Source organism: Cupriavidus sp. C1SS-2L, from assembly GCF_057073735.1.
In genome coordinates this window covers 2,631,319-2,653,999 of record NZ_CP172708.1, presented here as the reverse complement: position 1 = coordinate 2,653,999, position 22,681 = coordinate 2,631,319, and the positions used below count along the sequence as shown (strand labels likewise).

The window sequence follows — 22,681 nt, the reverse complement described above, 5'->3', positions numbered from 1 at the left end:
GCTGGCTGCGTCCAGCCCGCCCGAACAAGCAAGACATGACCCTACTGAAACGCAAATCGATCGAGGCCGTCGCCTCGCGCCGCCCCGCGCGCGGCACCCGGACTCGTGGCGAACGCCCGGCCAAGGAAGAAAAGCGCATGACGCCGCGCTTTGCCCCCGTCACGTTTTCCGAGATGGATGGCGTGCGTTACCTGCACTTCGGCACCGAATGGGTCCAGGGTGCGATGCGCCTGCGCAAGCCCGATGCCATCGAACTCGAATACGCGCAGCAGATGATGGCCTGGCTGCTGTTCCTGTCGCCATCGGCGCCGGACTTTCACGTCGTGCAGCTCGGACTCGGGGCGGCGGCGCTGACCAAGTTCTCCCACCGGCATTTCGCGCGGGCACGCGTGACCGCGGTCGAGCTGAACCCGGCGGTGATCGTTGCCGGCCGCAGCATGTTCGGCCTGCGCGAGGACGATGCGCGCCTTAGCGTGCGCGAGCAGGACGCGTGGGATTACGTGATGGATGCCGCGAGCACGGCTTCGGTCGATGCTCTGCAGGTGGACCTGTACGACGCCACGGCACGCGGCCCGGTGCTGGACACCACGGCCTTCTATCGCGCCTGCCGCCGCACACTGAAGGCGCCGGGCGTGATGACTATCAACCTGTTCGGCGATCACGACAGCTTCCCGAAGAACATCGAACGCATCTGCGATGCCTTCGACAACCGCGTGCTGGTGTTCCCCGAGGTGCACGACGGCAACGTCATCGCGCTCGCGTTCAACGGCCCGGCGATCGATGTGTCGTGGGAAACGCTGGAAGCGCGCGCCGACGTGGTAGAGACAAACACCAAGCTGCCGGCGCGTGACTGGGTGAAGAAGCTGCGTGCCGCCAATGCGCGGCAGGAAGAAAAGCTGGTGATCTGATCGGTCCGCTGCCCGGAGCCAGGCTCCGGGCTCGCGGCCGTTACTGCTTGTGGAAGAACTGCGCCAGCGACCATTCGTCGGTGCGCGCCTCGTACTTCAGGCCGGTCTTCATCGCCCACATCGCGAGCTGGCTATGCGACGGGATGACCGCATGGTCGTCCAGCGCGAACTTCGCGGCGGCCTTGGCGTTATCCTCGCGCGCCTTGTCGCTGCTGACGGTGGTCAGTGATTTCTCGATCAGCTTGTCCAACTGCGGATTGCTGTACTTGCCCCAGTTCCACGTACCGTAGCCGGTCTTGGGGTCAGGCGTGCCGGCGATCGAGCGCAGCGCCACGTCGGCGGCGGCGGAACCCCATCCCAGCATCTCGAACGAGAAATCGCCCTGGCGCGCGCGCGTGAAGTACGCGGCCACGGGCAAGGTTTCCACCTTGGTCTGGATGCCTACGCGCGTTAGCATGCTCGCGGTAGCCTGCGCCACGGCGGCATCGTTCAGGTAGCGGTTGTTGGTTGCGTGCAGCGTCAGCCCGAAACCGTTCGGATAGCCGGCGGCGGCGAGCAGTTTCTTCGCGCCTTCCGGATCGTAGGCGTCGGGTTTGGTGCCGGGGTGCCCGAAGATCTGCGGCGACACCAGCGAAGAGGCCGGCACCGCAAGGCCTTCCATGATGCGGCTGACGATCGCGTCGCGGTTGAGGGCCTTGGAGATTGCCGCGCGTACGCGTGCATCCTTGAACGGGTTCTTGCCCAGCGGCTTGCCGGCCTTGTCGGTGACGTAGGGCGGGTTGTCGCGCGACTGGTCCATCTGCCAGAAGATCGTGCGCCATGACACGGTCTGCTCGATGCGGAATTTCGGGTTCTGCTTGAGCTTGGCCACGTCGGCGGCGGGCACGCTTTCGATCACGTCGACATCGCCGGCGAGCAGGGCGGAGGTGCGGGCGCCGTTGTCGGTGATGATGCGGAAGATGGCTCGATCCCACTCAGGCTTGGCGCCCCAGTAGTCGGGATTGCGCGCCATCACAATTTCCTGGCCGCGGGCGAAGCGCACGAACTTGAACGGGCCAGTGCCGATCATGGCCTTGCCGGAATCGAAATCGGCCTGCGTAAGCGTCGCGGCGACCTTCTTCGGCATGATCGGCACGCTGTTCAGGTCATTGGCCAGGTTGGCATAGTTGGCCACGTTCATGGTCAGCCGCACCGTGAGCGCGTCGGGCGTGTCGATGCGCGCGATCGGCTTGGTGTAGCTCGTGAACGAGCCGGGGCTGTTGGTCAGCTTCTCGGGCCGCTCGAGCGATGCCTTGACGTCCGCGCTCGTAAACGGCGAGCCGTCGTGCCATTTGACGTTCGGCCGCAGCTTGATTTCCCACGTGGTCGGGTTGACGGGCTTCCACGACAGCGCGAGCCCCGGGATATAGCGTGCATTCTTGTCCATGAACACGAGCGACTCGAAGATATGCAGCGCGATGGCATTGTTCGGCCCGGCATTGTTCCAGTGCGGGTCCATGGAGGTGACATCGGCCGCCAGGCCGACGCGCAGGTCTTCGGCGTATGCGCTGCCAACCGGCGACAACGCGAACAAGGCGCCGCACAGCAGTGCGGTGCGGGCGACTCCGGAAACGATGGACGGGCGGCGGGAATTCATGGCGCTAGGCTCCTCATGCTGGCCCGGGCGGCCGCGGGCGAGGAGGGCGCGCGGCCATGGGCTGTTCTCAAGCGGTTGTCAGGCAATTTGCCCGCATTGTGCCGGCAAAACGACATCCCTGCAGGCTTTCCGATCAGATGCGGTTGATTGGCGCCGGTAAAATGGCGGCCATGTTTGCCAATTCCCCCACCATTGTCTCGGCGCAGTCCGACATCCACGAACATCTCGCGGCGCGTGTGACGCGCCATCTTGCCGAGCCGTTCCGCAAGCCGATCGGCGAGGTGAGCCGGCGTGCGCTGGACGAGGCGCTGGCGCGCTGGCGGCAAGCCGGCAACGTGCCGCTGATCCTCGACGCAGGCTGCGGCGTGGGCGAAAGCACGCTGCGCCTGGCCACGGCCTTCCCGGACCATTTCGTGATTGGCGTGGATCAGTCGGAAAAGCGCCTTGGCGCCGGCAAGGACTGGTGGGGTGACGCGCCGATACCGGGCAACTTCTGCTGGGCGCGGGCCGATCTGGTCGATGTGTGGCGCGTGTTGCAGGAGTATGGCGTGCCGGTGGCGCGGCACTATGTGCTCTATCCCAATCCCTGGCCGAAAATCGGCCACCTGGGTCGGCGTTGGCAAGGGCATGCGGTCTTTCCCGCGCTGGCGGCCTGTGGCGATTATCTCGAGTGCCGCAGCAACTGGAAGGTCTATGTCGACGAATTCGTAACGGCGCTGGGCATGCTGGGCCGGCCGTCGGTGACCGAGGCGTGGCAGCCTGAAACCGCCATGACGCCGTTCGAGCGCAAGTATGCGGCTTCAGGGCATGGCCTCTGGCGCTGCGTAGCCCAGCGGTAAGCGGAAAGCACAACGGCCCGCAGTGCGGGCCGTTGCATGGGGCTGAAGCGGCGCCGTGGCGCCGTTCCGCGTCAGTGGAACAGCGGCTGCTGTGTCGGCGCATCTTCGGGCAGCTCGGCGTGAACGATCTCGCCGTTGCGGTCCGCATAGAGCGGCGTGCCGCAGTCTTCGCAGTACTCGGGATCGAACAGTGCGGCGTGGCGGAAGATGTCTTCGACGCCGGCATTGCGCAGTTCCTCGCAGATCTGTTCGAGCGGGTTGCCCTTTTCGTCGGCATCGACTTCGCCGGCTTCGCGGCCGTAGACGGGCCAGACGATGCCGTAGATCACATCCTTCTCGCCGCGCATCGTGAAGCCGACACGGTACTCTTCCACCACTTCCTCGCCGAACGCCGCGACAACGGCCGCCAGCTGGCCGGCGGGAACGTCGAGCGTGCCGCTCAGGTAATTCACGGCCGCGCGCACGGTCAGCGGGCGGATGCTCTTGTCGGACTCGCGGCAGGACAGGAAGAACGCATCCGGCAGCAGCAGCTCGAACTCGCAGCCCGGTAGCAGCAGCGCCACGGTGGCCTGCACCTGGCTGCGCCACTGCTCGAGGCAGGTGGAGCGCTCGGCATGATGCTCCTTGGCATCTTCCTGCCAGCGGAACAGCGCCTGTTCGTGCGGAGCGACGACCACCGCCAGCAGGTAGCGGGGATCAGCCAGGATCGGTGCGGTCTCAGGCAGGTCGCGCAGGTCGACCTTCGGCACGGTACCGCTCAGGGCGGCAGCCGCGAGCTTGTGTGTCAGCGCGAACGTGTCGCTGTGCGTGCGCGGCAGCTGGTCGATGCTGTACAGGTACGGCGACAGCGCGACCTTGGTGCCGGTGGCCAGCACATGCGCCTGCAGGTGCACAGCCAACGTCTGCGCGAGGTCCGGCTTCAGCGAGCCGGACGGAATCGCGTAACGTGTATGCGCGAGGATGGGGGCAGCCACCAGCAGGGCGTCATAGCGCACGCCGTCGACTTCCACCATGGCGGATTCGGCCAGCGTCTCGGCCTGTTCGGCCAGCACGTCCGAGGCATCCGCATTGTGCTTGAACAGGTGTTCGAGCGCCGCGTCAAGCGCGGTCTGGCTGCCGTTCTTCAGCAGCCGGCCCAGGCGTTGCGAGAGCCGCCGTTCCCAGTATGCGTCCTCCATGCGGCTGCCCGATGCGTCAAGGGCGAGCGCATCGGCCACCAGTCGCTCGGCATCGGGCGAAAGACGCGGGGAAGCCTTGGGGCGAAAACCTGCCATAGAGTGAAATTATCCGTTTTTGCGTAAAACGGTATTCTACTCGCTGCGTCGACAGGAATGATGCCAGCCCGATACCGCCGGCACCTCCTGCAAACGATCTTACTTTTGCGAGGGCGCGGCCGGGGCGTGGGTTTCGGTGCCGTGCTGCTCGCCGCCCATCGATACGTCGCCGCCGCCCTTGCTGAGCAGGTAGAAGGCAGCGCCGGCGACGACAACGAATGCGATGATGATCTTGACCATGGTGTCTCCTGTCATGATGGGTGGGGAAGCGATGGTCGTACCACCGTCCCGCGGGCGCTGAGCGCCGTTCTTGTGAGGGACAGTGTGGCAGCCCCGGCTTGCGTGGAACTTACATGCCGGCGATGGCGCCAGGTGATGGGAGGGGCGCTTCGGAACCAACGAAAACCGCCCGCCGCGCCCGGCGCGTAGGCCGGGCATGGCGGGCGGCGTGGTGCTGCCTCAGCCGGTTCAGGCGGCCAGCAGCTGGCGCAGCACGAACGGCAGGATGCCGCCGTGGTTGTAGTAATCGACTTCGATCGGCGTGTCGATGCGCAGCAGCACCGGCACGCGCTGCACGTCGCCATTGGCACGGTTGATCACCAGCACCAGGTCCTGCTGCGGCCTGAGATCCCCCTCGATGCCCTCGATGTCGAAGGTCTCGTTGCCCGTGATGCCCAGCGTCTGCGCGCTGTCGGTGCCCTTGAACTGCAGCGGCAGCACGCCCATGCCGACCAGGTTGGAACGGTGGATGCGCTCGAAGCTGCGCGCGATCACGGCCTTCACGCCCAGCAGCTGCGTACCCTTGGCCGCCCAGTCGCGCGACGAGCCGGTGCCGTATTCCTCGCCGCCGAACACCATCGTCGGCGTGCCTTCGGCGATGTACTTCATGGCGGCGTCGTAGATCGACATTTCCTCGCCGGTCGGCTGGTGGATCGTCAGGCCGCCTTCGACGCGCGAGCCGTCGGCCTTGGGCGGGATCATCAGGTTCTTGATGCGCACGTTGGCGAACGTGCCGCGCATCATCACCTCATGGTTGCCGCGGCGCGAACCGTAGCTGTTGAAGTCCGCCTTGAGCACGCCATGCGACAGCAGGTACTTGCCGGCAGGGGAGGTGTCCTTGATCGAACCGGCCGGGGAGATGTGGTCGGTCGTCACGGAATCGCCGAAGACGCCGAGCGCGCGTGCGCCGCGCACGCTCGCAGTGGCGCCGGACGGCTCCATGCTGAAGTCCTGGAAGAACGGCGGCTCGGCGATGTAGGTCGACGCGGGCCAGTCGTAGACCTGGCCCTTGGTGCCCTTGATCGCGCCCCACAGCTTGCTCGGCTTCTTGACCTGCTCGTAGTTGCCCTTGAACGTCTTGGCGTCCATCGCGAACTTCATCAGCGCGTGGATTTCCTCCGAGCTCGGCCAGATGTCGCCGAGCCAGATGTCCTTGCCGCCCTTGCCCTTGCCGACCGGCTCGGTCATCAGGTCGCGCGTGACATTGCCTGCGATGGCGTAGGCCACCACCAGCGGCGGCGAAGCCAGGAAGTTGGCACGGATATTCGGATGGATGCGGGCCTCGAAATTGCGGTTGCCCGACAGCACGGCGGCCGCGACCAGGTCGTTCGTGACGATGGCCTCGTTCAGTTCCGGCGTCAGGTCGCCCGCGTTGCCGATGCACGTGGTGCAGCCGTAGGCGGTCACGCCGAAGCCAAGCTTTTCGAGGTACGGCAGCAGGCCGGCGGCCGTCAGGTACTCGGTCACCACGCGGCTTCCGGGCGCCAGCGACGTCTTGATGTGCGGCGCCACCGTCAGCCCGGCTTCCACGGCCTTCTTGGCCAGCAAGCCGGCGCCAAGCAGCACGCTCGGATTGGACGTGTTGGTGCAGGACGTGATGGCGGCGATCAGCACGTCGCCGTTCTTGACGTCGATGCCGTCCGTGGTCTGGTAGGTGCGATCGAGTTCGGCCGGCTCCTTGTTGAAGCCGTTCTCGGCCACGGGCTTGCTGAACAGCGAGCTGAACGTGCTCTTGACGTTGCCGATCTCGATGCGGTCCTGCGGACGCTTCGGGCCTGCCAGCGACGGCGCGACGGTGCCGAGGTCCAGCTTGACCACATTGCTGTATTCGATCTCGCCGGACTTGGGGATACCGAACATGTTTTGCGCTCGGAAATAGCCTTCGAACGCGGCGATTTCCTCTTCCGTGCGGCCGGTGCCCTTGAAGTAATCGATGGTCTTCTCGTCCACCGGGAAGAAGCCCATGGTGGCGCCGTACTCGGGCGCCATGTTGCCGATCGTGGCGCGGTCCGGCAGCGCCAGGCTGGCCGTGCCTTCGCCGAAGAACTCGACGAACTTGCCGACGACCTTTTCCTTGCGCAGCATCTCGGTGATGGTCAGCACGAGGTCGGTCGCAGTCACGCCCTCGCGCAGGCGGCCGGTCAGTTCCACGCCCACCACGTCCGGCGTCAGGAAGTACACCGGCTGGCCCAGCATGCCGGCTTCCGCTTCAATGCCGCCAACGCCCCAGCCCACCACGCCGATGCCGTTGATCATGGTGGTGTGGCTATCGGTGCCGACCAGGGTGTCGGGGTAGTACACGCCGTCCTTCTTATGGACGCCGCGCGCGAGATATTCGAGATTGACCTGGTGCACGATGCCGAAGCCCGGCTGCACCACGCCAAAGGTGTCAAACGCCTGCATGCCCCACTTCATGAACTGGTATCGCTCGTTGTTGCGCTGGAATTCCAGTTGCATGTTCAGGTCGAGCGCCTTCTTTTCGCGGAAGTGGTCGACCTGGACCGAGTGATCGACGACCAGGTCCACTGGCACCAGCGGCTCGATCTGCTTGGGGTTCTTGCCCATCTTCTCGGCCACGTTACGCATGGCGGCGAGGTCGGCCAGCAGCGGCACGCCGGTAAAGTCCTGCAGCACGACACGCGCCACCACGAACGGAATCTCGTCGACGCGTTCCGCGTTCGGCTTCCAGTTGGCAAGCTGGCGGACATGTTCCTCGGTGACCTTCTTGCCGTCGCAATTGCGCAGCACCGATTCGAGCACCACGCGGATCGACACCGGCAGGCGTTCGATCGCCACGTTCAGTTCCTCGCCCAGTTGGGGGAGGGAATAGAACTGGCCGTTGCCTGAAGAGCCGATCTTGAATTCTTTTAGCGTCTTATTGAGGTTGTAGGGCATTGCCATACTCCGATCGAGGAACCTAGCGAGGAATGATGCAGTGGCGTTGACTCGGACCTGACCCCTTGGTGCGCCGCCACGGCGATCACCGCGGTCCGATGTCGGCTGCGCACCGATACTCTAACTGCCGCGCTCACGGGTCGCCAGCGCCGGGCCGGCGAACGCCGTGTTCGCGCCATGACCGCCATGCCGGCAACCATTCCCCGCCGGCATGGCAAGCCGGGTCCGGCCTGAACCTCGAGGAGGCTGGGCCGGGAAACTGCGAGATTTACTGCTTCGGTGCCGCCGACTGCTGCGTGGCGTCGGATTGCGGTTGCTGCTGCGGCGTGGCCAGCAGGGGCGAGGCCACCGGCGCACGCAGGCCGCCGGCTTGCGTCGGCGCGGCGCCGCCGGCCTGCATCTCGGCGTTCTGGCATTCGTCGGCCAGGCGCTGGCCCAGGTTCTTGTTGAACAACATGGCCTTGCTCGGGATCACCACCAGGTCCAGGCCGGAGCGGGCGTCGAAGTAGCGGTCAGCGCCGGTCACGGTGGACTGGCGCGGCAGCTTGTAGTCGCGGCCTTGCCAGTGCACGGTCAGCACTTCATCGCGCAGCATGTTGCCGGAGATGTACAGGACGTTGCCGAGTTCGCACTGCCACTTCTCGCCCGTCGGCGTGGAGGCGGTCTCGGCAGCCGGGGCTGCCTTGCTCTTCTTGGCGGTCGCCTTCTTGGTGGTCGTCTTCTTGGCCGGTTCCTGGGCCATCACGGTGCCGACGGTACCAAGGGTGAACGCGCCGATGCACGCAGCGAGGATGAGCTTTTTCATGGGAATAACCTTTCAGGGTCTGTGTCTTTATGGTCTGGCAAGCCCCGGAGAGTCCGGAGCCTGGGCAAGATTCCGCCGCTATTCTCTACGATTTGCGGAGTAGGGCAAGCAGCCTGTCCTTTCGTTACATAATCCGGACGATATTGCGGGAATGTGGCGGAGGCGCGCTTCACATGCCGCGCCTCAGGTGCCTGGGCCTCACATGCCAATCACTTGCGCTTGCCGATCGGTACGAACTTCAGATCTTCGGGGCCCGTATAGTTGGCGCTCGGGCGGATGATCTTGTTGTCGATGCGCTGCTCGATGATATGCGCAGCCCAGCCCGAAGTGCGAGCGATCACGAACAGCGGCGTGAACATTGCGGTCGGCACGCCCATCATGTGGTAGCTCACGGCGCTGAACCAGTCCAGGTTCGGGAACATCTTCTTGATGTCCCACATCACCGTTTCCAGGCGTTCGGCGATGTCGAACATCTTCATCGAGCCGGCGTCCTTCGACAGGTTGCGCGCGGTTTCCTTGATCACCTGGTTGCGCGGGTCGGCAATGGTGTACACCGGATGGCCGAAGCCGATCACGACTTCCTTGTTCTCGACGCGGCGGGTGATGTCGGCCTGCGCTTCGTCCGGGCTGTCGTAGCGCTTCTGGATCTCGAAGGCCACTTCATTGGCCCCGCCGTGCTTCGGGCCGCGCAGCGCGCCGATCGCGCCGCAGATGGCCGAGTACATGTCCGAGCCCGTGCCGGCGATCACGCGGCCGGTGAAGGTCGATGCGTTGAACTCGTGCTCGGCGTACAGGATCATCGAGGTGTGCATGGCGCGTTCCCACAGCTTTGACGGCTTTTCGCCATGCAGCAGATGCAGGAAGTGGGCGCCGATCGAGTCGTCGTCGGTTTCCACTTCGATGCGGCGACCGTTGTGGCTGTAGTGGTACCAGTACAGCAGCATCGAGCCCAGGCTGGCCATCAGGCGGTCGGCAATGTCGCGAGCGCCCGGGGCGTTGTGGTCGTCCTTCTCCGGCAGCACGGTGCCCAGTACCGACACGCCGGTGCGCATCACGTCCATCGGGTGGGCCGAGGCAGGCACCCATTCCAGCGCGGCCTTGACGTTGGCGGGCAGGCCGCGCAGTGACTTCAGCTTGGTCTTGTAGGCGGCCAGTTCGGCCCTGTTCGGCAGCTTGCCATGGACCAGCAGGTGGGCGATTTCCTCGAACTCGCATGCATCGGCCACGTCCAGGATGTCATAGCCGCGGTAGTGCAGGTCGTTGCCGGTACGGCCGACGGTACATAGCGCGGTATTACCGGCGGTCACGCCCGACAGGGCAACGGACTTCTTGGGCTTCGGTCCCGCCGATTGCGGAGCGTCTGCCGGGGTGGTGTGATTGGCTGCGGACATCCTGTTCTCCTTTGGAATCGGTCTATGCCGGATGCTTGTTGTGCGCGTGCAGGGCTAGTCGAAGAACAACTCGGCCACGTTCTTCGGCAGCGGCGTGCCGGTGGCGTGAGCGCGTTGCAGCAGCGACCAGTAGTAACGGTAGCTGGCACGGTCATGCAGTTGGCCGTCGTGCCGGATCGGGGCCCAATTGTTTTCGTGGGCGGCCAGCAGAATCTGGCTGGCCGCGCCGATTTCCTCGATGCCGGGTCGGAACGCGGCGACGATCGGCTCGATCTGTCCCGGGTGGATGCTCCACTTGCGCAGGTATCCGAACTCGCTGCGCGCGCGGTGCGCATCATCGCCCGCGCGCTGGGGCACCTGGACGTCGGTGCTGACGTTATGCGAAGGCACCTTGCCGTGGCGGTGGCACGCTGCGGAGATCTCCAGCATCGCGCGGCGGACCAGGGGATGTTCGAACTGCTGCGGCGAGCGCATGGCCTCGCCGGGAATGGCGCCATGGTGGGCCGACACGAAGTCCATCAGCCCAAAGCTCAGGCACTCCACCTGCACCAGCGAAGCGATGTCGAATGCCTGCTCTAGCGCCGCGTGCGTCTCGATCAGCACATGGATTGGAATGTGACGGGCAATGCCTGCCGCGCGGGCTGCCTGGTTGACGTGGTCGGTCACGCGCGCCACTTCGACGACGTCGGTCACCTTGGGCACGACCACGTAGGCCAGCCGGGTACCTGCCGCGCGCACCAGCACGTCGACATCCTGCTTCCAGCACGAATGGGCCGGGTCATGGATGCGTACGCCCACACGGTTGTGGGCGTTGAGCGGACCGTTGATCAGGCTTGCGCACAGTTCGGCGTGTTCGCGTTCCAGGCCGACGGCGGCACCGTCCTCGCAATCGAACGTGATGTCGAAAACGGGGCCAAGCTCTTGCTGCAGGGCCAGCGACTTGAGCATCAGCTTTTCGCTGCCCGCGTAGTGGTCACACACCGGCAACTGGATGGGGATGGCTTCGCCCTGGAACAAGACCTCGGAGGGATGCACTTGGATTTCAGTGGGGAAAGGTTGTGGGATGGGCCGAAACAGTCGAGGGTAGGGGCCCAATACAAAAAAACCGGAGCCCGCGCCGATTCGTGAATCGTTGCGGTGCTCCGGTTTCCTATGCGGACAGGGTCCGAGGATCAGCCGAGCAGGTGCTGCACGCCGGCCTTCTCTTCTTCCAGTTCGTTCAGGGTGATGTTGATCTTTTCCTGGCTGTAGGCGTCGATCTCCAGACCCTTGACGATTTCGTACTTGCCGTTGGCGCAGGTCACGGGGTAGCCGAACATGGTGTCGGCCGGGATGCCGTACTCGCCGTTCGACGGGATGCCCATGGTGACGACCTTGCCGTTGGTACCCAGCACCCAATCATGCACGTGGTCGATGGCGGCGTTGGCAGCCGAGGCAGCCGACGACAGGCCACGCGCTTCGATGATGGCGGCGCCGCGCTTGCCAACGGTCGGCAGGAACACGTCGTTGTTCCACACCGGATCGTTGATCATGTCCTTGACGCTCTTGCCGTCGACAGTCGCGTAGCGATAGTCGGCGTACATGGTCGGGCTGTGGTTGCCCCACACGAACATCTTCTCGATCGAGGCCACCGGCTTGCCGGTCTTGGCGGCGATCTGCGACAGGGCACGGTTGTGGTCCAGGCGCAGCATGGCGGTGAAGTTTTCGCGCGGCAGGCTCGGTGCCGACTTCATGGCGATGTAGGCGTTGGTGTTGGCCGGGTTGCCGACCACCAGCACCTTGACGTTGCGGCTGGCGACTTCGTCGAGTGCCTTGCCCTGCACCGTGAAGATCTGGGCGTTGGCTTCGAGCAGGTCCTTGCGTTCCATGCCCTTGCTGCGCGGACGGGCGCCCACCAGCAGGGCAACGTCGGCGTCCTTGAACGCAACCTTCGGATCATCGGTGATGACCACGCCGGCCAGCAGCGGGAAGGCGCAGTCTTCCAGTTCCATCACCACGCCCTTGACGGCCGCCTGGGCCTGGGGCAGGTCGAGCAGTTGGAGGATGACCGGCTGGTCTTTGCCCAGCATGTCGCCGTTGGCGATGCGGAACAGCAGGGAGTAGCCGATCTGGCCAGCGGCGCCGGTCACTGCGACGCGCATTGGGGCTTTAGCCATGAGTAAATCTCCAAACGAATAGATGGGGGAAACCGGTGGGTGGCGTGCCGCGTAGGGGGAGGCTCGTCACCACGTGCTGGTTGTCGCCACAGCGGGGAGCGGCACTCTGCCGGAACCAGGTGGCAAAGCCACTGGGGGAACCGGTGAGGGTAGCCACAACGGGTCATGGTGAAGCAACGAAGCGTAAGTCTACTGCGAAGCGGGGCGCATTAGCCAGATTGAGCGGCTGTCATGTCTGTGTCACGCGCGCCGCTGGCGTGGACCAGCGCGAGTGTAGGCCGGGGCTCCCCCTCATGTCAATTCATATGTCTTATATAAGACATAAGACGTTTAACGTCAGGCTGGACGGGCTTCGCCGTTTTGTGGTGAAATCCGGCTATGTCCTCCCTGCCTACGTCCCTGACCGGCGCTGCCCTACCCGGAGCGCAGGATTCTGCCGCCGCCACCTCCGGCGCCGGGGCGCAGCCGTCGTCTTCCTCATCGTCTTCCCAGCAGCCGCCTTCCACCGCTGTCCACGCCGTGCCGTCGCCGACTTTCAGTCCGCTTTACCAGCAGATCAAGGCCCTGATCACGCGCAGCCTGCAATCGGGCGAGTGGAAACCGGGTGACATGATACCCAGCGAAATGGAGCTGGCATCGCGCTACAAGGTCAGCCAGGGCACCGTGCGCAAGGCCATCGATGAACTGGCGGCCGAAAACCTGGTGGCGCGGCGGCAAGGCAAGGGTACCTTCGTCACCACCCACCACGAAGACGTGGTCAAGTTCCGCTTCCTGCGGCTGGTGCCGGACGAAGGCGAACCGCATTATGGCGCCAGCCACGTGCTCGAATGCAAGCGGCTGCGCGCGCCCGCCGAGATCGCTCGGCTGCTCGATATCCGCACCGGCGACAGCGTCGTGCAGATTCGCCGCGTGCTGACATTTTCGGGCGAGTCGACCGTGCTGGACGAGATCTGGCTGCTCGGCGCCAACTTCAAGGGGCTCACGGCAGAGAAGCTGACTGAGTGGAAGGGCCCCATGTACGCATTGTTCGAGGCCGAATTCGGTACCCGCATGATTCGGGCCTCTGAGAAGATTCGCGCGGTGGCTGCCGACGAGACGGCGGCCGCCCTGCTTTCCGTCCCGGTCGGGTCACCGCTGCTGTCAGTCGAGCGTGTGTCGTACACGTATGGCGACCGTCCGGTCGAAGTGCGGCGCGGCCTGTATGTGACGACGCGCCACTATTACCAGAACGACCTGAGCTGAATGCCGCCGGGATTATTGCGGCAATTGTCATGATCGCGGTAGCTGTTGCGTGGCAGGGGTGGATTTGGCGCATCGCGACGCGCCGTGTGCGATTGTCGCGCGCCGGCTGTCCGGGCCTGATAGCTGAAAATTATTGGTGCGGCGCGCAACAAAGGCGCTAAAATCTCATGGATTTGCCCCAATGCATTCTTTTGCATGCAGGGCAATGGCAGTTTCGTTTTTTGTTTACCGCAAAATGGGGTCTCGCATGGCTGAAGCCGTCAACAAAGCCAGGCCGGAGTTCCGGAATATCGGTATCTCGCAGATCGCGAAATACCGGTTGCCCTGGGCCGGCAAGGTGTCCATCCTGCATCGCGTGAGCGGCGCAATGATGTTCCTTCTTCTTCCCTTTGTTCTGTACCTGTTTGAGCAGAGCATTACCTCCGAACTGAGCTTCGCAAAGTTCTCGGCCCTGTTGTCCGGTGGCTTCGTCAAGCTGGTTGTGCTGGCCCTGATCTGGGGTTATCTGCATCACTTCTGCGCTGGTATCCGCTTCCTGCTGCTGGACGTGCACGTCGGCGTTTCCAAGCCCGCTTCGGCTAAGTCTGCCATCAGCGTGCTGGTTGTCAGCCTGCTGCTTACCCTGATTTTCGGCCTGAAGCTGTTCGGCCTGTTCTGAGGAGAATCAAGGTGGCAAACAATAATATCGGTCCCAAGCGTCTTGTCGTCGGTGCCCACTACGGCCTGAAAGACTGGCTCGCGCAACGCGTCACGGCTGTGATCATGGTGGTGTTCACCGTGATCCTGGCTATTGCCTTCCTGCTGTCGAACGGCGCTTCGTACGAAGCGTGGGCAGGGCTCTTCTCCAACCAGTGGATGAAGATCATCACGTTCCTGACCATCCTGTCGCTGCTGTATCACGCCTGGATCGGCGTACGTGACATCTGGATGGACTATGTGAAGCCGATGGCCGTGCGCCTCGTGCTGCAAGTTCTTACGATTCTGTGGCTCGTCGGTTGTGCGGGCTACGCTGCTCAGATTCTCTGGAGGGTGTAATAAATGGTCGCAGTCAAGACTGGATTGCCGCGTCGCCGCTTTGACGTGGTCATCGTCGGTGCTGGCGGCGCCGGGATGCGCGCATCCCTCCAGCTCGCGGAAGCCGGCCTGAACGTGGCCGTGCTGTCCAAGGTGTTCCCGACCCGCTCGCACACCGTGGCGGCGCAGGGCGGCATCGGTGCTTCGCTCGGCAACATGAGCGAAGACAACTGGCACTATCACTTCTACGACACCATCAAGGGCTCCGACTGGCTGGGCGACCAGGACGCCATCGAGTTCATGTGCCGTGAAGCCCCGAAGGTCGTGTACGAGCTCGAACACTTCGGCATGCCATTCGACCGTAACCCGGACGGCACGATCTACCAGCGTCCGTTCGGCGGCCATACGGCCAATTACGGTGAAAAGCCCGTGCAGCGCGCCTGCGCCGCGGCTGACCGTACCGGCCACGCACTGCTGCACACGCTGTACCAGCGCAATGTGCGCGCCAAGACCCACTTCTTCGTCGAATGGATGGCGCTGGACCTGATCCGCGACCAGGACGGCGACGTGCTGGGCGTGACCGCGCTGGAAATGGAAACCGGCGAGGTCTACATCCTCGAAGCCAAGACCACGCTGTTCGCCACGGGCGGTGCCGGCCGTATCTACGCTGCGTCGACCAACGCCTTCATCAATACCGGTGACGGTCTGGGCATGGCCGCTCGCGCTGGCGTGCCGCTGGAAGACATGGAGTTCTGGCAGTTCCACCCGACCGGCGTGGCCGGCGCGGGCGTGCTGATCACCGAAGGCGTGCGCGGCGAAGGCGGTATCCTGCGCAACAAGGACGGCGAGCGCTTCATGGAGCGCTATGCCCCGACGCTGAAGGATCTGGCGCCGCGTGACTTCGTGTCGCGCTCGATGGACCAGGAAATCAAGGAAGGCCGCGGCTGCGGCCCGAACGGCGACTACGTGCTGCTCGACCTGACCCACGTCGGTGCCGAGACCATCATGAAGCGCCTGCCGTCGATCCGCGAAATCGGCATGAAGTTCGCCAACGTCGACGCGATCAAGGAACCGATTCCCGTCGTCCCGACCATCCACTATCAGATGGGTGGCATTCCGACGAACTTCCACGGCCAGGTCGTGGTGCCGAAGAACGGTAACCCGAACGAGGTGCTGAACGGTTTCTACGCGATCGGCGAATGCTCGTGCGTGTCGGTCCACGGCGCGAACCGCCTGGGCACCAACTCGCTGCTGGACCTGGTGGTGTTCGGCCGTGCCGCCGGCAACCACATCATCGCCCAGAACCTGAAGCAGAAGGAACACAAGCCGCTGCCGGCCGATGCCGCGGACCTCGCGATGTCGCGCCTGGCCAAGCTGCAGGCCACGTCGTCGGGCGAATACACGCAGGACGTCGCCAACGACATCCGCAAGAACATGCAGTCGCATGCCGGCGTGTTCCGTACGCAAAAGCTGATGGACGAAGGCGTTGAGCGCATCCTGGAAGTGTCGGAGCGCGCCAACAACATCCACCTGAAGGACAAGTCCAAGGTCTTCAACACCGCGCTGGTTGAAGCCCTGGAAGTGGCCAACCTGGTGGAAGTGGCCAAGGCAACGATGATTTCGGCCGCTGCCCGCAAGGAATCGCGCGGTGCGCACGCCCACAGCGATTTCCCGAACCGCGACGACCAGAACTGGCTCAAGCACACGCTGTTCTACAGCGAAGGCAACCGCCTCGACTACAAGCCGGTGAAGATGGAGCCGCTGACGGTGGAAAGCGTTCCGCCGAAGGCCCGTACTTTCTGAGCACCGCATCGTAGAGAAAACAGGACCTACAGAAATGAAGCGTATTTTCGAAGTCTACCGCTACGATCCGGACAAGGACGCGGCACCGCGCATGCAGACCTACGAGGTCGAGCTCGACGGTCACGAGCGCATGCTGCTGGACGCGCTGGTCAAGCTGAAGAAGCTGGACGAGACCATCTCGTTCCGCCGTTCGTGCCGTGAAGGCGTGTGCGGTTCGGACGCGATGAACATCAACGGCAAGAACGGCCTGGCCTGCCTGACCAATATGCGCGAGCTGCCGGACCGTATCGTGCTGCGTCCGCTGCCCGGCCTGCCGGTCGTGCGCGACCTGATCGTCGACATGACGAACTTCTTCAAGCAGTACAACTCGATCAAGCCGTTCCTGATCAACGACGAGCCGCCGCCCGAGAAAGAGCGTCTGCAGTCGCCGGAAGAGCGCGACGAGCTCGACGGCCTGTACGAGTGCATTCTGTGCGCGAGCTGCTCGACGTCGTGCCCGTCGTTCTGGTGGAACCCGGACAAGTTCGTCGGCCCGGCCGGTCTGCTGCAGGCATACCGCTTCATCGCGGACAGCCGCGACCAGGCCACCAGTGAGCGTCTGGACAACCTGAACGACCCGTACCGCCTGTTCCGTTGCCACAGCATCATGAACTGCGTGGACGTGTGCCCGAAGGGTCTGAACCCGACCAAGGCCATCGGCAAGATCAAAGAGCTGATGGTCCGCCGCGCGGTCTGATCCGACGGTGGTTTGCAGTAAAGAGCAGTAGTTGTAAGCGGCGCGTCAGCCTGAGCGGCTATATCAGGCGGGCGCGCCGGAAAGCAGGAAGCCATGACCGAGAGTCTCTCCACCACCTTCTCCCATCAGGCCGATCCGCACAAGCGTGCGCGCCTGCGCTGGCGTGCGCGTCGCGGCCTCCTGGAGAACGACATCATCGTCGAGCGATTCTTCAACCGTTACGAGGAGAGCCTGTCCGATGAGGATGTGGCTTCGCTGAGCGAGCTGTTCGAGCTCAGCGACAACGAGTTGATGGACCTGCTCCTTGCCCGCAAGGAGCTAGACGGTGAGCTCGACACGCCCCCGATGCAGCGCATCATTGGCCTGCTGCGTTCGGTCTGAGTATTTGGTCAATATTATTATTCACAGCATTTGAAGGATCCGACATGACGCCGTCCGATGTGAAAGCCACGCTATCGTTCTCCGATGGTTCCCCCAGCGTTGAGCTGCCGATCTACAAGGGCACCGTAGGCCCGGACGTGATCGACATTCGCAAGCTGTACGGCCAGACCGGCAAGTTCACCTACGACCCCGGTTTCATGTCGACGGCTTCGTGCAATTCGAAGATCACCTACATCGACGGCGACAAGGGCGAGCTGCTGTACCGCGGCTACCCGATCGAGCAACTGGCGCAGAAGTGCGACCACCTCGAAACCTGCTACCTGTTGCTGAAGGGCGAACTGCCCAACGCCAAGCAGAAGGAAGAATTCACCGGCCACGTCATGAACCACACCATGGTTCACGAGCAGCTGCAGTTCTTCCTGCGCGGTTTCCGCCGCGATGCGCACCCGATGGCCGTGCTGACCGGCCTGGTCGGTGCCATGAGCGCGTTCTACCACGACGCGATGGACATCGATGATCCGCACCAGCGCGAGATCTCGGCCATCCGCCTGATCGCCAAGATGCCGACCATGGTCGCCATGGCGTACAAGTACAACATCGGCCAGCCGTACATCTACCCGCAGAACGACCTGTCCTACTCGGGCAACTTCCTGCGCATGCTGTTCGGCACGCCGTGCGCCCCGTACACCGTGAACCCGGTGCTGGAGCGTGCGCTGGACCGAATCTTCATCCTGCACGCCGACCACGAGCAGAACGCTTCGACCTCGACCGTGCGTCTGGCCGGTTCGTCGGGTACGAACCCCTTCGCAGCGATCGCCGCTGGCGTGGCCTGCCTGTGGGGTCCGGCTCACGGCGGCGCCAACGAAGCCGCGCTGAAGATGCTGGAAGAGATCGGCAGCGTCGACAACATCGGCGAGTTCATCAAGCAGGTCAAGGACAAGAACTCGGGCGTGCGCCTGATGGGCTTTGGCCACCGCGTGTACAAGAACTACGATCCGCGCGCCAAGCTGATGCGCGAAACCTGCCATGAAGTGCTGAACGAACTGGGCCTGCACAACGACCCGCTGTTCAAGCTCGCCATGGAGCTGGAAAAGATCGCGCTGGAAGACGAATACTTCGTCAGCCGCAAGCTGTACCCGAACGTCGACTTCTACTCGGGCATCGTCCAGCGCGCGCTGGGTATCCCGACGTCGCTGTTCACCTGCATCTTCGCGCTGGCTCGTACCCCGGGCTGGATCTCGCAGTGGGAAGAGATGATCACCGATCCGGAATACAAGATCGGCCGTCCGCGCCAGCTGTTCAACGGCGCCGCTTCGCGCGACGTGCCGGACATTTCCAAGCGCTAAGCGCGGGAATCGCTCTGGCTGCGCACCGCAGCAATCCCAAACGCCCCGGCTCGCCGGGGCGTTTGTCTTTCCGGCGTCACGCGTCTTGTGCGATGCAGCGATCGCAGTAGCAGGAAGTTGCACCTCGAGTGGTCAGAAGCGCAATTTGTGGTGAATTGTGTCGCGATCGACCAAACGGGTTCCGCATTTGTTGTGCGATTTTCGTATCCGGCAGGGAATTTGACCCTATAATGCGGGCTGCTCTGCCGATGGCAGCCGGGTCACCCTTCCGGCAAGCCGTGCGGCAAGCGGGGCAGGCGACAGCGCTTGCGCAATAGAGAACGCATCAAACGTTGTCTTTCCGAACCATGCTCCCCTGATCCTTCCGGGGGCTGACACATGCCGGGCCCCGCATTCGCTGTCTTCTTGCCGGACCCGTCTTCCGCGTCTCGGACCTGGTTTCTCTGTCGTCCGCGGGGTGTAGTTCGATTGCGCAGGTCATGCCGTCTCTTGCCCGTATGACCACAATACCAATCGAGGAGCTCCTGATGACGCTTTCCCGCCTTACGTCCATTTCGTTGGCCGCCGTGCTGGCCACCCTTGGCGCTGCCGCCAACGCCGAAACCGTGAAGATCGCTATTGCCGGCCCGATGAGCGGCGCCGTGGCGCAGTATGGCGATATGGTCAAGGCCGGTGCGCTGACCGCCATTGAACAGATCAACGCAGCCGGTGGTGCCGGCGGCAACAAGTTCGAGGCGGTGATGATGGATGATGCCTGCGAGCCGAAGCAGGCCGTGGCCGTGGCCAACAAGATCGTCAGCCAGGGCATTAAGTACGTCATTGGCCATGTGTGCTCGGGCTCGACCATCCCGGCTTCGGATATCTACGAGAACGAAGGCATTGTGATGGTCACGCCGTCGGCCACCGCACCGCAACTGACCGAAGCGAAAAAGCGCAAGTTCATCTTCCGCACCATCGGCCGCGATGACCAGCAGGGCCCGGCTGCCGCCCAGTACATCATCAGCAAGGTCAAGCCGAAGAAGGTCGCCGTGCTGCACGACAAGCAGTCCTACGGCCAGGGCATCGCTACCTCGGTGAAGAGGGACCTGGAAGCCGCCAAGATCCCGGTGGCGCTGTTTGAAGGCATCAACGCCGGCGATTCGGATTACTCCGCCGTGATCACGAAGCTGAAGTCGCAGGGCGTGGATTTCGTCTACTTCGGCGGTTACCACCCGGAAATGGGCCTGCTGATGCGCCAGGCGCGCGAGCAGGGCGTGAAGGCCACGTTCATGGGCCCCGAGGGCGTGGGCAACAAGGACGTCACCGCGATTGCGGGCCCGGCTTCCGAAGGCATGCTGGTGACGCTGCCGGCCGACTTCTCGGCCGACCCTGCCAACGCAGGCCTGGTGAAGGCGTTCGCCGACAAGAAGCGTGATGCCAACGGCCCGTTCCAGATGCCGTCCTACGCCGCCGTCAAGATCCTCGGCGACGCCATCGCCGGCGCCAAGAGCACCGATCCGACCAAGGTCGCGGCGTACATGCACAAGAACGCCTTCCAGACCCCGATCGGCAAGGTCGAGTACGACGACAAGGGCGACCTGAAGTCCTTCAAGTTCGTGGTCTACACCTGGCACAAGGACGCCAGCAAGACCGCCGCCAACTGATCCCGGCCTTTCCTTCGTAGCCATCCCGCGCCTCCACAAGGGGCCGCGGGATGGTCCGCTATCGGGCTTCGGCGCGGGCTTTCATCCGGGCTTCGACTTCCTGAGGCTTCCCCCCATGAACGAATTTCTTCCACAGTTCACCCAGCAGCTGGTCAATGGCCTGACGCTGGGTGCGATCTATGCGTTGATCGCCATCGGCTACACGATGGTCTACGGCATCATCGGCATGATCAACTTCGCCCACGGCGAGATCTACATGATCGGTGCGTACGTGGGTCTGGTCACACTGACCGCCATCGGCGTGCAGGCCGGCTACCCGTTGCCGCTGGTGCTGGGTGCCGCTCTGCTGGTCTCCGTCGTGATCACCGGCTGCTATGGCTTCGCGGTCGAGCGCGTGGCGTATCGGCCCTTGCGCGGCGGGCCGCGGCTGGTGCCGCTGATCTCGGCCATCGGCATGTCGATCTTCCTGCAGAACTACGTGCAGATCGGGCAGGGTGCGCGCGACGTGTCCGTGCCGATCCTGATCTCGGGCGCCATCGAATTCCAGATGGGCAGCGATTTCACCGTCACAGTGCCATATTCCCGTCTGCTGATCGTCGGCGTGACGCTGGTGCTGATGATCGCGCTGACGCTGTTCATCGGCCATTCCCGCATGGGCCGCGCGTGCCGCGCGTGCGCTGAGGACATGCGCATGGCCAACCTGCTGGGTATCGATACGAACCGCGTGATCTCGTTCACGTTCGTGCTCGGCGCGATGCTGGCCGCGGTCGGCGGCGTGCTGATCGGGCTGACCATCGGCAAGCTCAATCCGTTTATCGGCTTTATCGCCGGCATCAAGGCGTTCACCGCCGCGGTGCTGGGAGGCATTGGGAGCATCCCGGGCGCGATGCTCGGCGGCGTGCTGCTGGGCCTGGTCGAAACCTTCGCGTCGGGCTACATGCCGGCCGAATACAAGGACGTGGTGGCCTTCAGCCTGCTGGTGCTGGTGCTGCTGTTCCGCCCGACCGGCCTGCTCGGCAAGCCAGACGTGGAAAAGGTCTGAGGGAGACGCGACATGACAAACCGGACTTCTGCAATGCCCGCAAACCGGGCTTCTGCCCTGCCCGCAGGGCAATCCCTGAAGAATGCCGTGGTGGCCGCGGTGATGACGGCCATCCTGACCATTCCCGTGCTCGGCCTGCAACTCAAGCTGGACGGCTACAAGGTCGTGCTGGAGCCGCACTGGCGGCCGGTGTGGATCGCCGTGGCGGCGGTCTTCCTGTTCCAGCTGTTCAAGCCGCTGCTGTCGCGTGCCGGCAGCGCCGTGCGCATGCCGGCCATGCCGCAACTCGGCGTCGGCCAGCAGCGCGCGGCGGTGTGGGTGCTGCTGGCCGTGGGCCTCGTGTGGCCTTTCTTCGGCTCGCGCGGTGCGGTGGATGTGGCGACGCTTGCGTTGATCTACGTGATTCTCGGGCTTGGCCTGAATATCGTGGTCGGCTTCGCCGGACTGCTGGACCTTGGCTACGTGGGCTTCTACGCCGTGGGTGGCTATACCTACGCCATGCTGAACCAGTACTTCGGCCTCGGCTTCTGGGAATGCCTGCCGATTGCTGCAGCGATGTCTGCCACCTTCGGCTTCCTGCTCGGCTTCCCTGTGCTGCGCCTGCGCGGTGACTACCTGGCCATCGTGACGCTGGGCTTCGGCGAGATCATCCGCCTGCTCGCGCGCAACCTGACCGAGTACACCGGCGGCCCGGACGGAATCTCGGGCATTCCGAAGCCCACTGTATTCGGCTTCGAGATGGCGCGCAGCGCCACCGTCGAAGGCGCACGCACTTTCCATGAGCTGATCGGGCTGGACTACAAGGGCGAGCACATGGTGATCTTCCTGTACCTGCTCGCGCTGCTGCTGGTGGGCTTCACGCTGTTCGTAACCAGCCGCCTGATCCGCATGCCGATGGGCCGTGCGTGGGAAGCGCTGCGCGAGGACGAGATCGCGTGCCGATCGCTGGGCATGAACCCGACCCGCATCAAGCTGTCGGCGTTCACGCTGGGGGCGGCGTTCGCGGGCATCGGCGGCGCGTTCTTCGCGGCCCGCCAGGGACTGGTCAATCCGGAATCGTTCACCTTCATCGAATCGGCGCTGGTGCTGGCCGTGGTGGTGCTGGGCGGCATGGGTTCGCAGCTGGGCGTGATCCTCGCCGCGATCCTGCTGACCGTGCTGCCCGAAGTGGCGCGCGGTTTCGCCGAATACCGCATGCTGATTTTCGGCCTGGTGATGGTGCTGATGATGATGTGGCGTCCGCAGGGCCTGCTGCCCGCGAGCCGTCCGCACGTGGAGCTTCCCCGATGAG

20 protein-coding genes are annotated in these 22,681 nt (G+C 63.9%); 12 read left to right on the top strand and 8 right to left on the bottom strand.

Annotation, left to right across the window (positions count from 1 at the left end):
* Positions 1–35: 35 nt before the first annotated feature.
* A complete protein-coding gene (locus ACIGJG_RS12285; RefSeq protein WP_181184508.1) occupies positions 36–908 on the top strand; it encodes a class I SAM-dependent methyltransferase in 873 nt (290 codons plus the stop codon).
* Between the two features lie 40 nt (positions 909–948).
* Here the strand turns inward: ACIGJG_RS12285 and ACIGJG_RS12280 are convergent, their stop codons facing one another.
* Complete coding sequence (locus ACIGJG_RS12280; RefSeq protein WP_011298486.1) at positions 949–2,544, bottom strand: ABC transporter substrate-binding protein; 1,596 nt, start codon at positions 2,542–2,544, stop codon at positions 949–951.
* 161 nt (positions 2,545–2,705) lie between these two features.
* Here ACIGJG_RS12280 and trmB point away from each other — a divergent pair, with 161 nt between their 5' ends.
* Positions 2,706–3,383 (top strand): tRNA (guanine(46)-N(7))-methyltransferase TrmB, encoded by a 678-nt coding sequence (gene trmB, locus ACIGJG_RS12275; protein WP_041679664.1) that lies wholly within the window; start codon positions 2,706–2,708, stop codon positions 3,381–3,383.
* 71 nt (positions 3,384–3,454) lie between these two features.
* On the opposite strand, the gene ACIGJG_RS12270 is transcribed toward trmB, so the two are convergent.
* The 7 genes from ACIGJG_RS12270 to ACIGJG_RS12240 all read right to left on the bottom strand — a co-directional run bounded on the left by ACIGJG_RS12270 (position 3,455) and on the right by ACIGJG_RS12240 (position 12,183).
* Positions 3,455–4,657 (bottom strand): DUF2863 family protein, encoded by a 1,203-nt coding sequence (locus ACIGJG_RS12270; RefSeq protein ID WP_011298484.1) that lies wholly within the window; start codon positions 4,655–4,657, stop codon positions 3,455–3,457.
* A gap of 99 nt (positions 4,658–4,756) precedes the next feature.
* Complete coding sequence (locus ACIGJG_RS12265) at positions 4,757–4,897, bottom strand: hypothetical protein (RefSeq protein WP_166487010.1); 141 nt, start codon at positions 4,895–4,897, stop codon at positions 4,757–4,759.
* A 228-nt stretch (positions 4,898–5,125) separates the two neighbouring features.
* The gene (gene acnA / locus ACIGJG_RS12260) at positions 5,126–7,831 is read right to left on the bottom strand and encodes an aconitate hydratase AcnA (RefSeq protein ID WP_483672399.1); all 2,706 of its coding nucleotides are present in this window, start codon (positions 7,829–7,831) and stop codon (positions 5,126–5,128) included.
* 268 nt (positions 7,832–8,099) lie between these two features.
* A complete protein-coding gene (locus ACIGJG_RS12255; RefSeq protein WP_011298481.1) occupies positions 8,100–8,636 on the bottom strand; it encodes a hypothetical protein in 537 nt (178 codons plus the stop codon).
* A gap of 209 nt (positions 8,637–8,845) precedes the next feature.
* Positions 8,846–10,027, bottom strand: coding sequence for a bifunctional 2-methylcitrate synthase/citrate synthase (gene prpC, locus ACIGJG_RS12250; RefSeq protein ID WP_483672398.1), 1,182 nt, complete (start codon positions 10,025–10,027; stop codon positions 8,846–8,848).
* 54 nt (positions 10,028–10,081) lie between these two features.
* On the bottom strand, positions 10,082–11,062 hold the full coding sequence (locus tag ACIGJG_RS12245; RefSeq protein WP_011298479.1) for an HpcH/HpaI aldolase/citrate lyase family protein: 981 nt from the start codon (positions 11,060–11,062) through the stop codon (positions 10,082–10,084).
* A 137-nt stretch (positions 11,063–11,199) separates the two neighbouring features.
* Entirely contained in the window at positions 11,200–12,183 is a 984-nt protein-coding gene (locus ACIGJG_RS12240; protein ID WP_011298478.1) for a malate dehydrogenase, read from the bottom strand.
* A gap of 378 nt (positions 12,184–12,561) precedes the next feature.
* Between ACIGJG_RS12240 and ACIGJG_RS12235 the strand changes: the two genes are divergently transcribed.
* The 10 genes from ACIGJG_RS12235 to ACIGJG_RS12190 all read left to right on the top strand — a co-directional run bounded on the left by ACIGJG_RS12235 (position 12,562) and on the right by ACIGJG_RS12190 (position 22,680).
* Positions 12,562–13,425: a GntR family transcriptional regulator gene (locus ACIGJG_RS12235; RefSeq protein WP_011298477.1), complete on the top strand. Its 864-nt coding sequence runs from the start codon at positions 12,562–12,564 to the stop codon at positions 13,423–13,425.
* 247 nt (positions 13,426–13,672) lie between these two features.
* Complete coding sequence (gene sdhC / locus ACIGJG_RS12230) at positions 13,673–14,083, top strand: succinate dehydrogenase, cytochrome b556 subunit (RefSeq protein WP_011298476.1); 411 nt, start codon at positions 13,673–13,675, stop codon at positions 14,081–14,083.
* Positions 14,084–14,094: 11 nt separating this feature from the next.
* Positions 14,095–14,460 (top strand): succinate dehydrogenase, hydrophobic membrane anchor protein, encoded by a 366-nt coding sequence (sdhD, locus tag ACIGJG_RS12225; protein ID WP_011298475.1) that lies wholly within the window; start codon positions 14,095–14,097, stop codon positions 14,458–14,460.
* Between the two features lie 3 nt (positions 14,461–14,463).
* Positions 14,464–16,242 (top strand): succinate dehydrogenase flavoprotein subunit, encoded by a 1,779-nt coding sequence (gene sdhA, locus ACIGJG_RS12220; RefSeq protein ID WP_011298474.1) that lies wholly within the window; start codon positions 14,464–14,466, stop codon positions 16,240–16,242.
* A gap of 34 nt (positions 16,243–16,276) precedes the next feature.
* The gene (locus ACIGJG_RS12215; protein ID WP_011298473.1) at positions 16,277–16,978 is read left to right on the top strand and encodes a succinate dehydrogenase iron-sulfur subunit; all 702 of its coding nucleotides are present in this window, start codon (positions 16,277–16,279) and stop codon (positions 16,976–16,978) included.
* Between the two features lie 93 nt (positions 16,979–17,071).
* Positions 17,072–17,359: an FAD assembly factor SdhE gene (locus ACIGJG_RS12210; RefSeq protein ID WP_011298472.1), complete on the top strand. Its 288-nt coding sequence runs from the start codon at positions 17,072–17,074 to the stop codon at positions 17,357–17,359.
* 44 nt (positions 17,360–17,403) lie between these two features.
* Positions 17,404–18,705: a citrate synthase gene (gene gltA / locus ACIGJG_RS12205; RefSeq protein ID WP_011298471.1), complete on the top strand. Its 1,302-nt coding sequence runs from the start codon at positions 17,404–17,406 to the stop codon at positions 18,703–18,705.
* Between the two features lie 527 nt (positions 18,706–19,232).
* A complete protein-coding gene (locus ACIGJG_RS12200; RefSeq protein ID WP_011298470.1) occupies positions 19,233–20,348 on the top strand; it encodes a branched-chain amino acid ABC transporter substrate-binding protein in 1,116 nt (371 codons plus the stop codon).
* A gap of 115 nt (positions 20,349–20,463) precedes the next feature.
* A complete protein-coding gene (gene livH, locus ACIGJG_RS12195) occupies positions 20,464–21,390 on the top strand; it encodes a high-affinity branched-chain amino acid ABC transporter permease LivH (RefSeq protein ID WP_011298469.1) in 927 nt (308 codons plus the stop codon).
* Between the two features lie 12 nt (positions 21,391–21,402).
* A complete protein-coding gene (locus ACIGJG_RS12190) occupies positions 21,403–22,680 on the top strand; it encodes a high-affinity branched-chain amino acid ABC transporter permease LivM (RefSeq protein ID WP_290371295.1) in 1,278 nt (425 codons plus the stop codon).
* Position 22,681: the final 1 nt, after the last annotated feature.

What these genes read in the sequence shown, in the direction of transcription:
- ACIGJG_RS12285 (WP_181184508.1), top strand. Translation starts at nt 36, where the DNA reads ATGACCCTACTGAAACGCAAATCGATCGAGGCCGTCGCCTCGCGCCGC.
- ACIGJG_RS12280 (WP_011298486.1), bottom strand. Translation starts at nt 2,544, where the DNA reads ATGAATTCCCGCCGCCCGTCCATCGTTTCCGGAGTCGCCCGCACCGCA.
- trmB (WP_041679664.1), top strand. Translation starts at nt 2,706, where the DNA reads ATGGCGGCCATGTTTGCCAATTCCCCCACCATTGTCTCGGCGCAGTCC.
- ACIGJG_RS12270 (WP_011298484.1), bottom strand. Translation starts at nt 4,657, where the DNA reads ATGGCAGGTTTTCGCCCCAAGGCTTCCCCGCGTCTTTCGCCCGATGCC.
- ACIGJG_RS12265 (WP_166487010.1), bottom strand. Translation starts at nt 4,897, where the DNA reads ATGGTCAAGATCATCATCGCATTCGTTGTCGTCGCCGGCGCTGCCTTC.
- acnA (WP_483672399.1), bottom strand. Translation starts at nt 7,831, where the DNA reads ATGCCCTACAACCTCAATAAGACGCTAAAAGAATTCAAGATCGGCTCT.
- ACIGJG_RS12255 (WP_011298481.1), bottom strand. Translation starts at nt 8,636, where the DNA reads ATGAAAAAGCTCATCCTCGCTGCGTGCATCGGCGCGTTCACCCTTGGT.
- prpC (WP_483672398.1), bottom strand. Translation starts at nt 10,027, where the DNA reads ATGTCCGCAGCCAATCACACCACCCCGGCAGACGCTCCGCAATCGGCG.
- ACIGJG_RS12240 (WP_011298478.1), bottom strand. Translation starts at nt 12,183, where the DNA reads ATGGCTAAAGCCCCAATGCGCGTCGCAGTGACCGGCGCCGCTGGCCAG.
- ACIGJG_RS12235 (WP_011298477.1), top strand. Translation starts at nt 12,562, where the DNA reads ATGTCCTCCCTGCCTACGTCCCTGACCGGCGCTGCCCTACCCGGAGCG.
- sdhC (WP_011298476.1), top strand. Translation starts at nt 13,673, where the DNA reads ATGGCTGAAGCCGTCAACAAAGCCAGGCCGGAGTTCCGGAATATCGGT.
- sdhA (WP_011298474.1), top strand. Translation starts at nt 14,464, where the DNA reads ATGGTCGCAGTCAAGACTGGATTGCCGCGTCGCCGCTTTGACGTGGTC.
- ACIGJG_RS12215 (WP_011298473.1), top strand. Translation starts at nt 16,277, where the DNA reads ATGAAGCGTATTTTCGAAGTCTACCGCTACGATCCGGACAAGGACGCG.
- ACIGJG_RS12210 (WP_011298472.1), top strand. Translation starts at nt 17,072, where the DNA reads ATGACCGAGAGTCTCTCCACCACCTTCTCCCATCAGGCCGATCCGCAC.
- gltA (WP_011298471.1), top strand. Translation starts at nt 17,404, where the DNA reads ATGACGCCGTCCGATGTGAAAGCCACGCTATCGTTCTCCGATGGTTCC.
- ACIGJG_RS12200 (WP_011298470.1), top strand. Translation starts at nt 19,233, where the DNA reads ATGACGCTTTCCCGCCTTACGTCCATTTCGTTGGCCGCCGTGCTGGCC.
- livH (WP_011298469.1), top strand. Translation starts at nt 20,464, where the DNA reads ATGAACGAATTTCTTCCACAGTTCACCCAGCAGCTGGTCAATGGCCTG.
- ACIGJG_RS12190 (WP_290371295.1), top strand. Translation starts at nt 21,403, where the DNA reads ATGACAAACCGGACTTCTGCAATGCCCGCAAACCGGGCTTCTGCCCTG.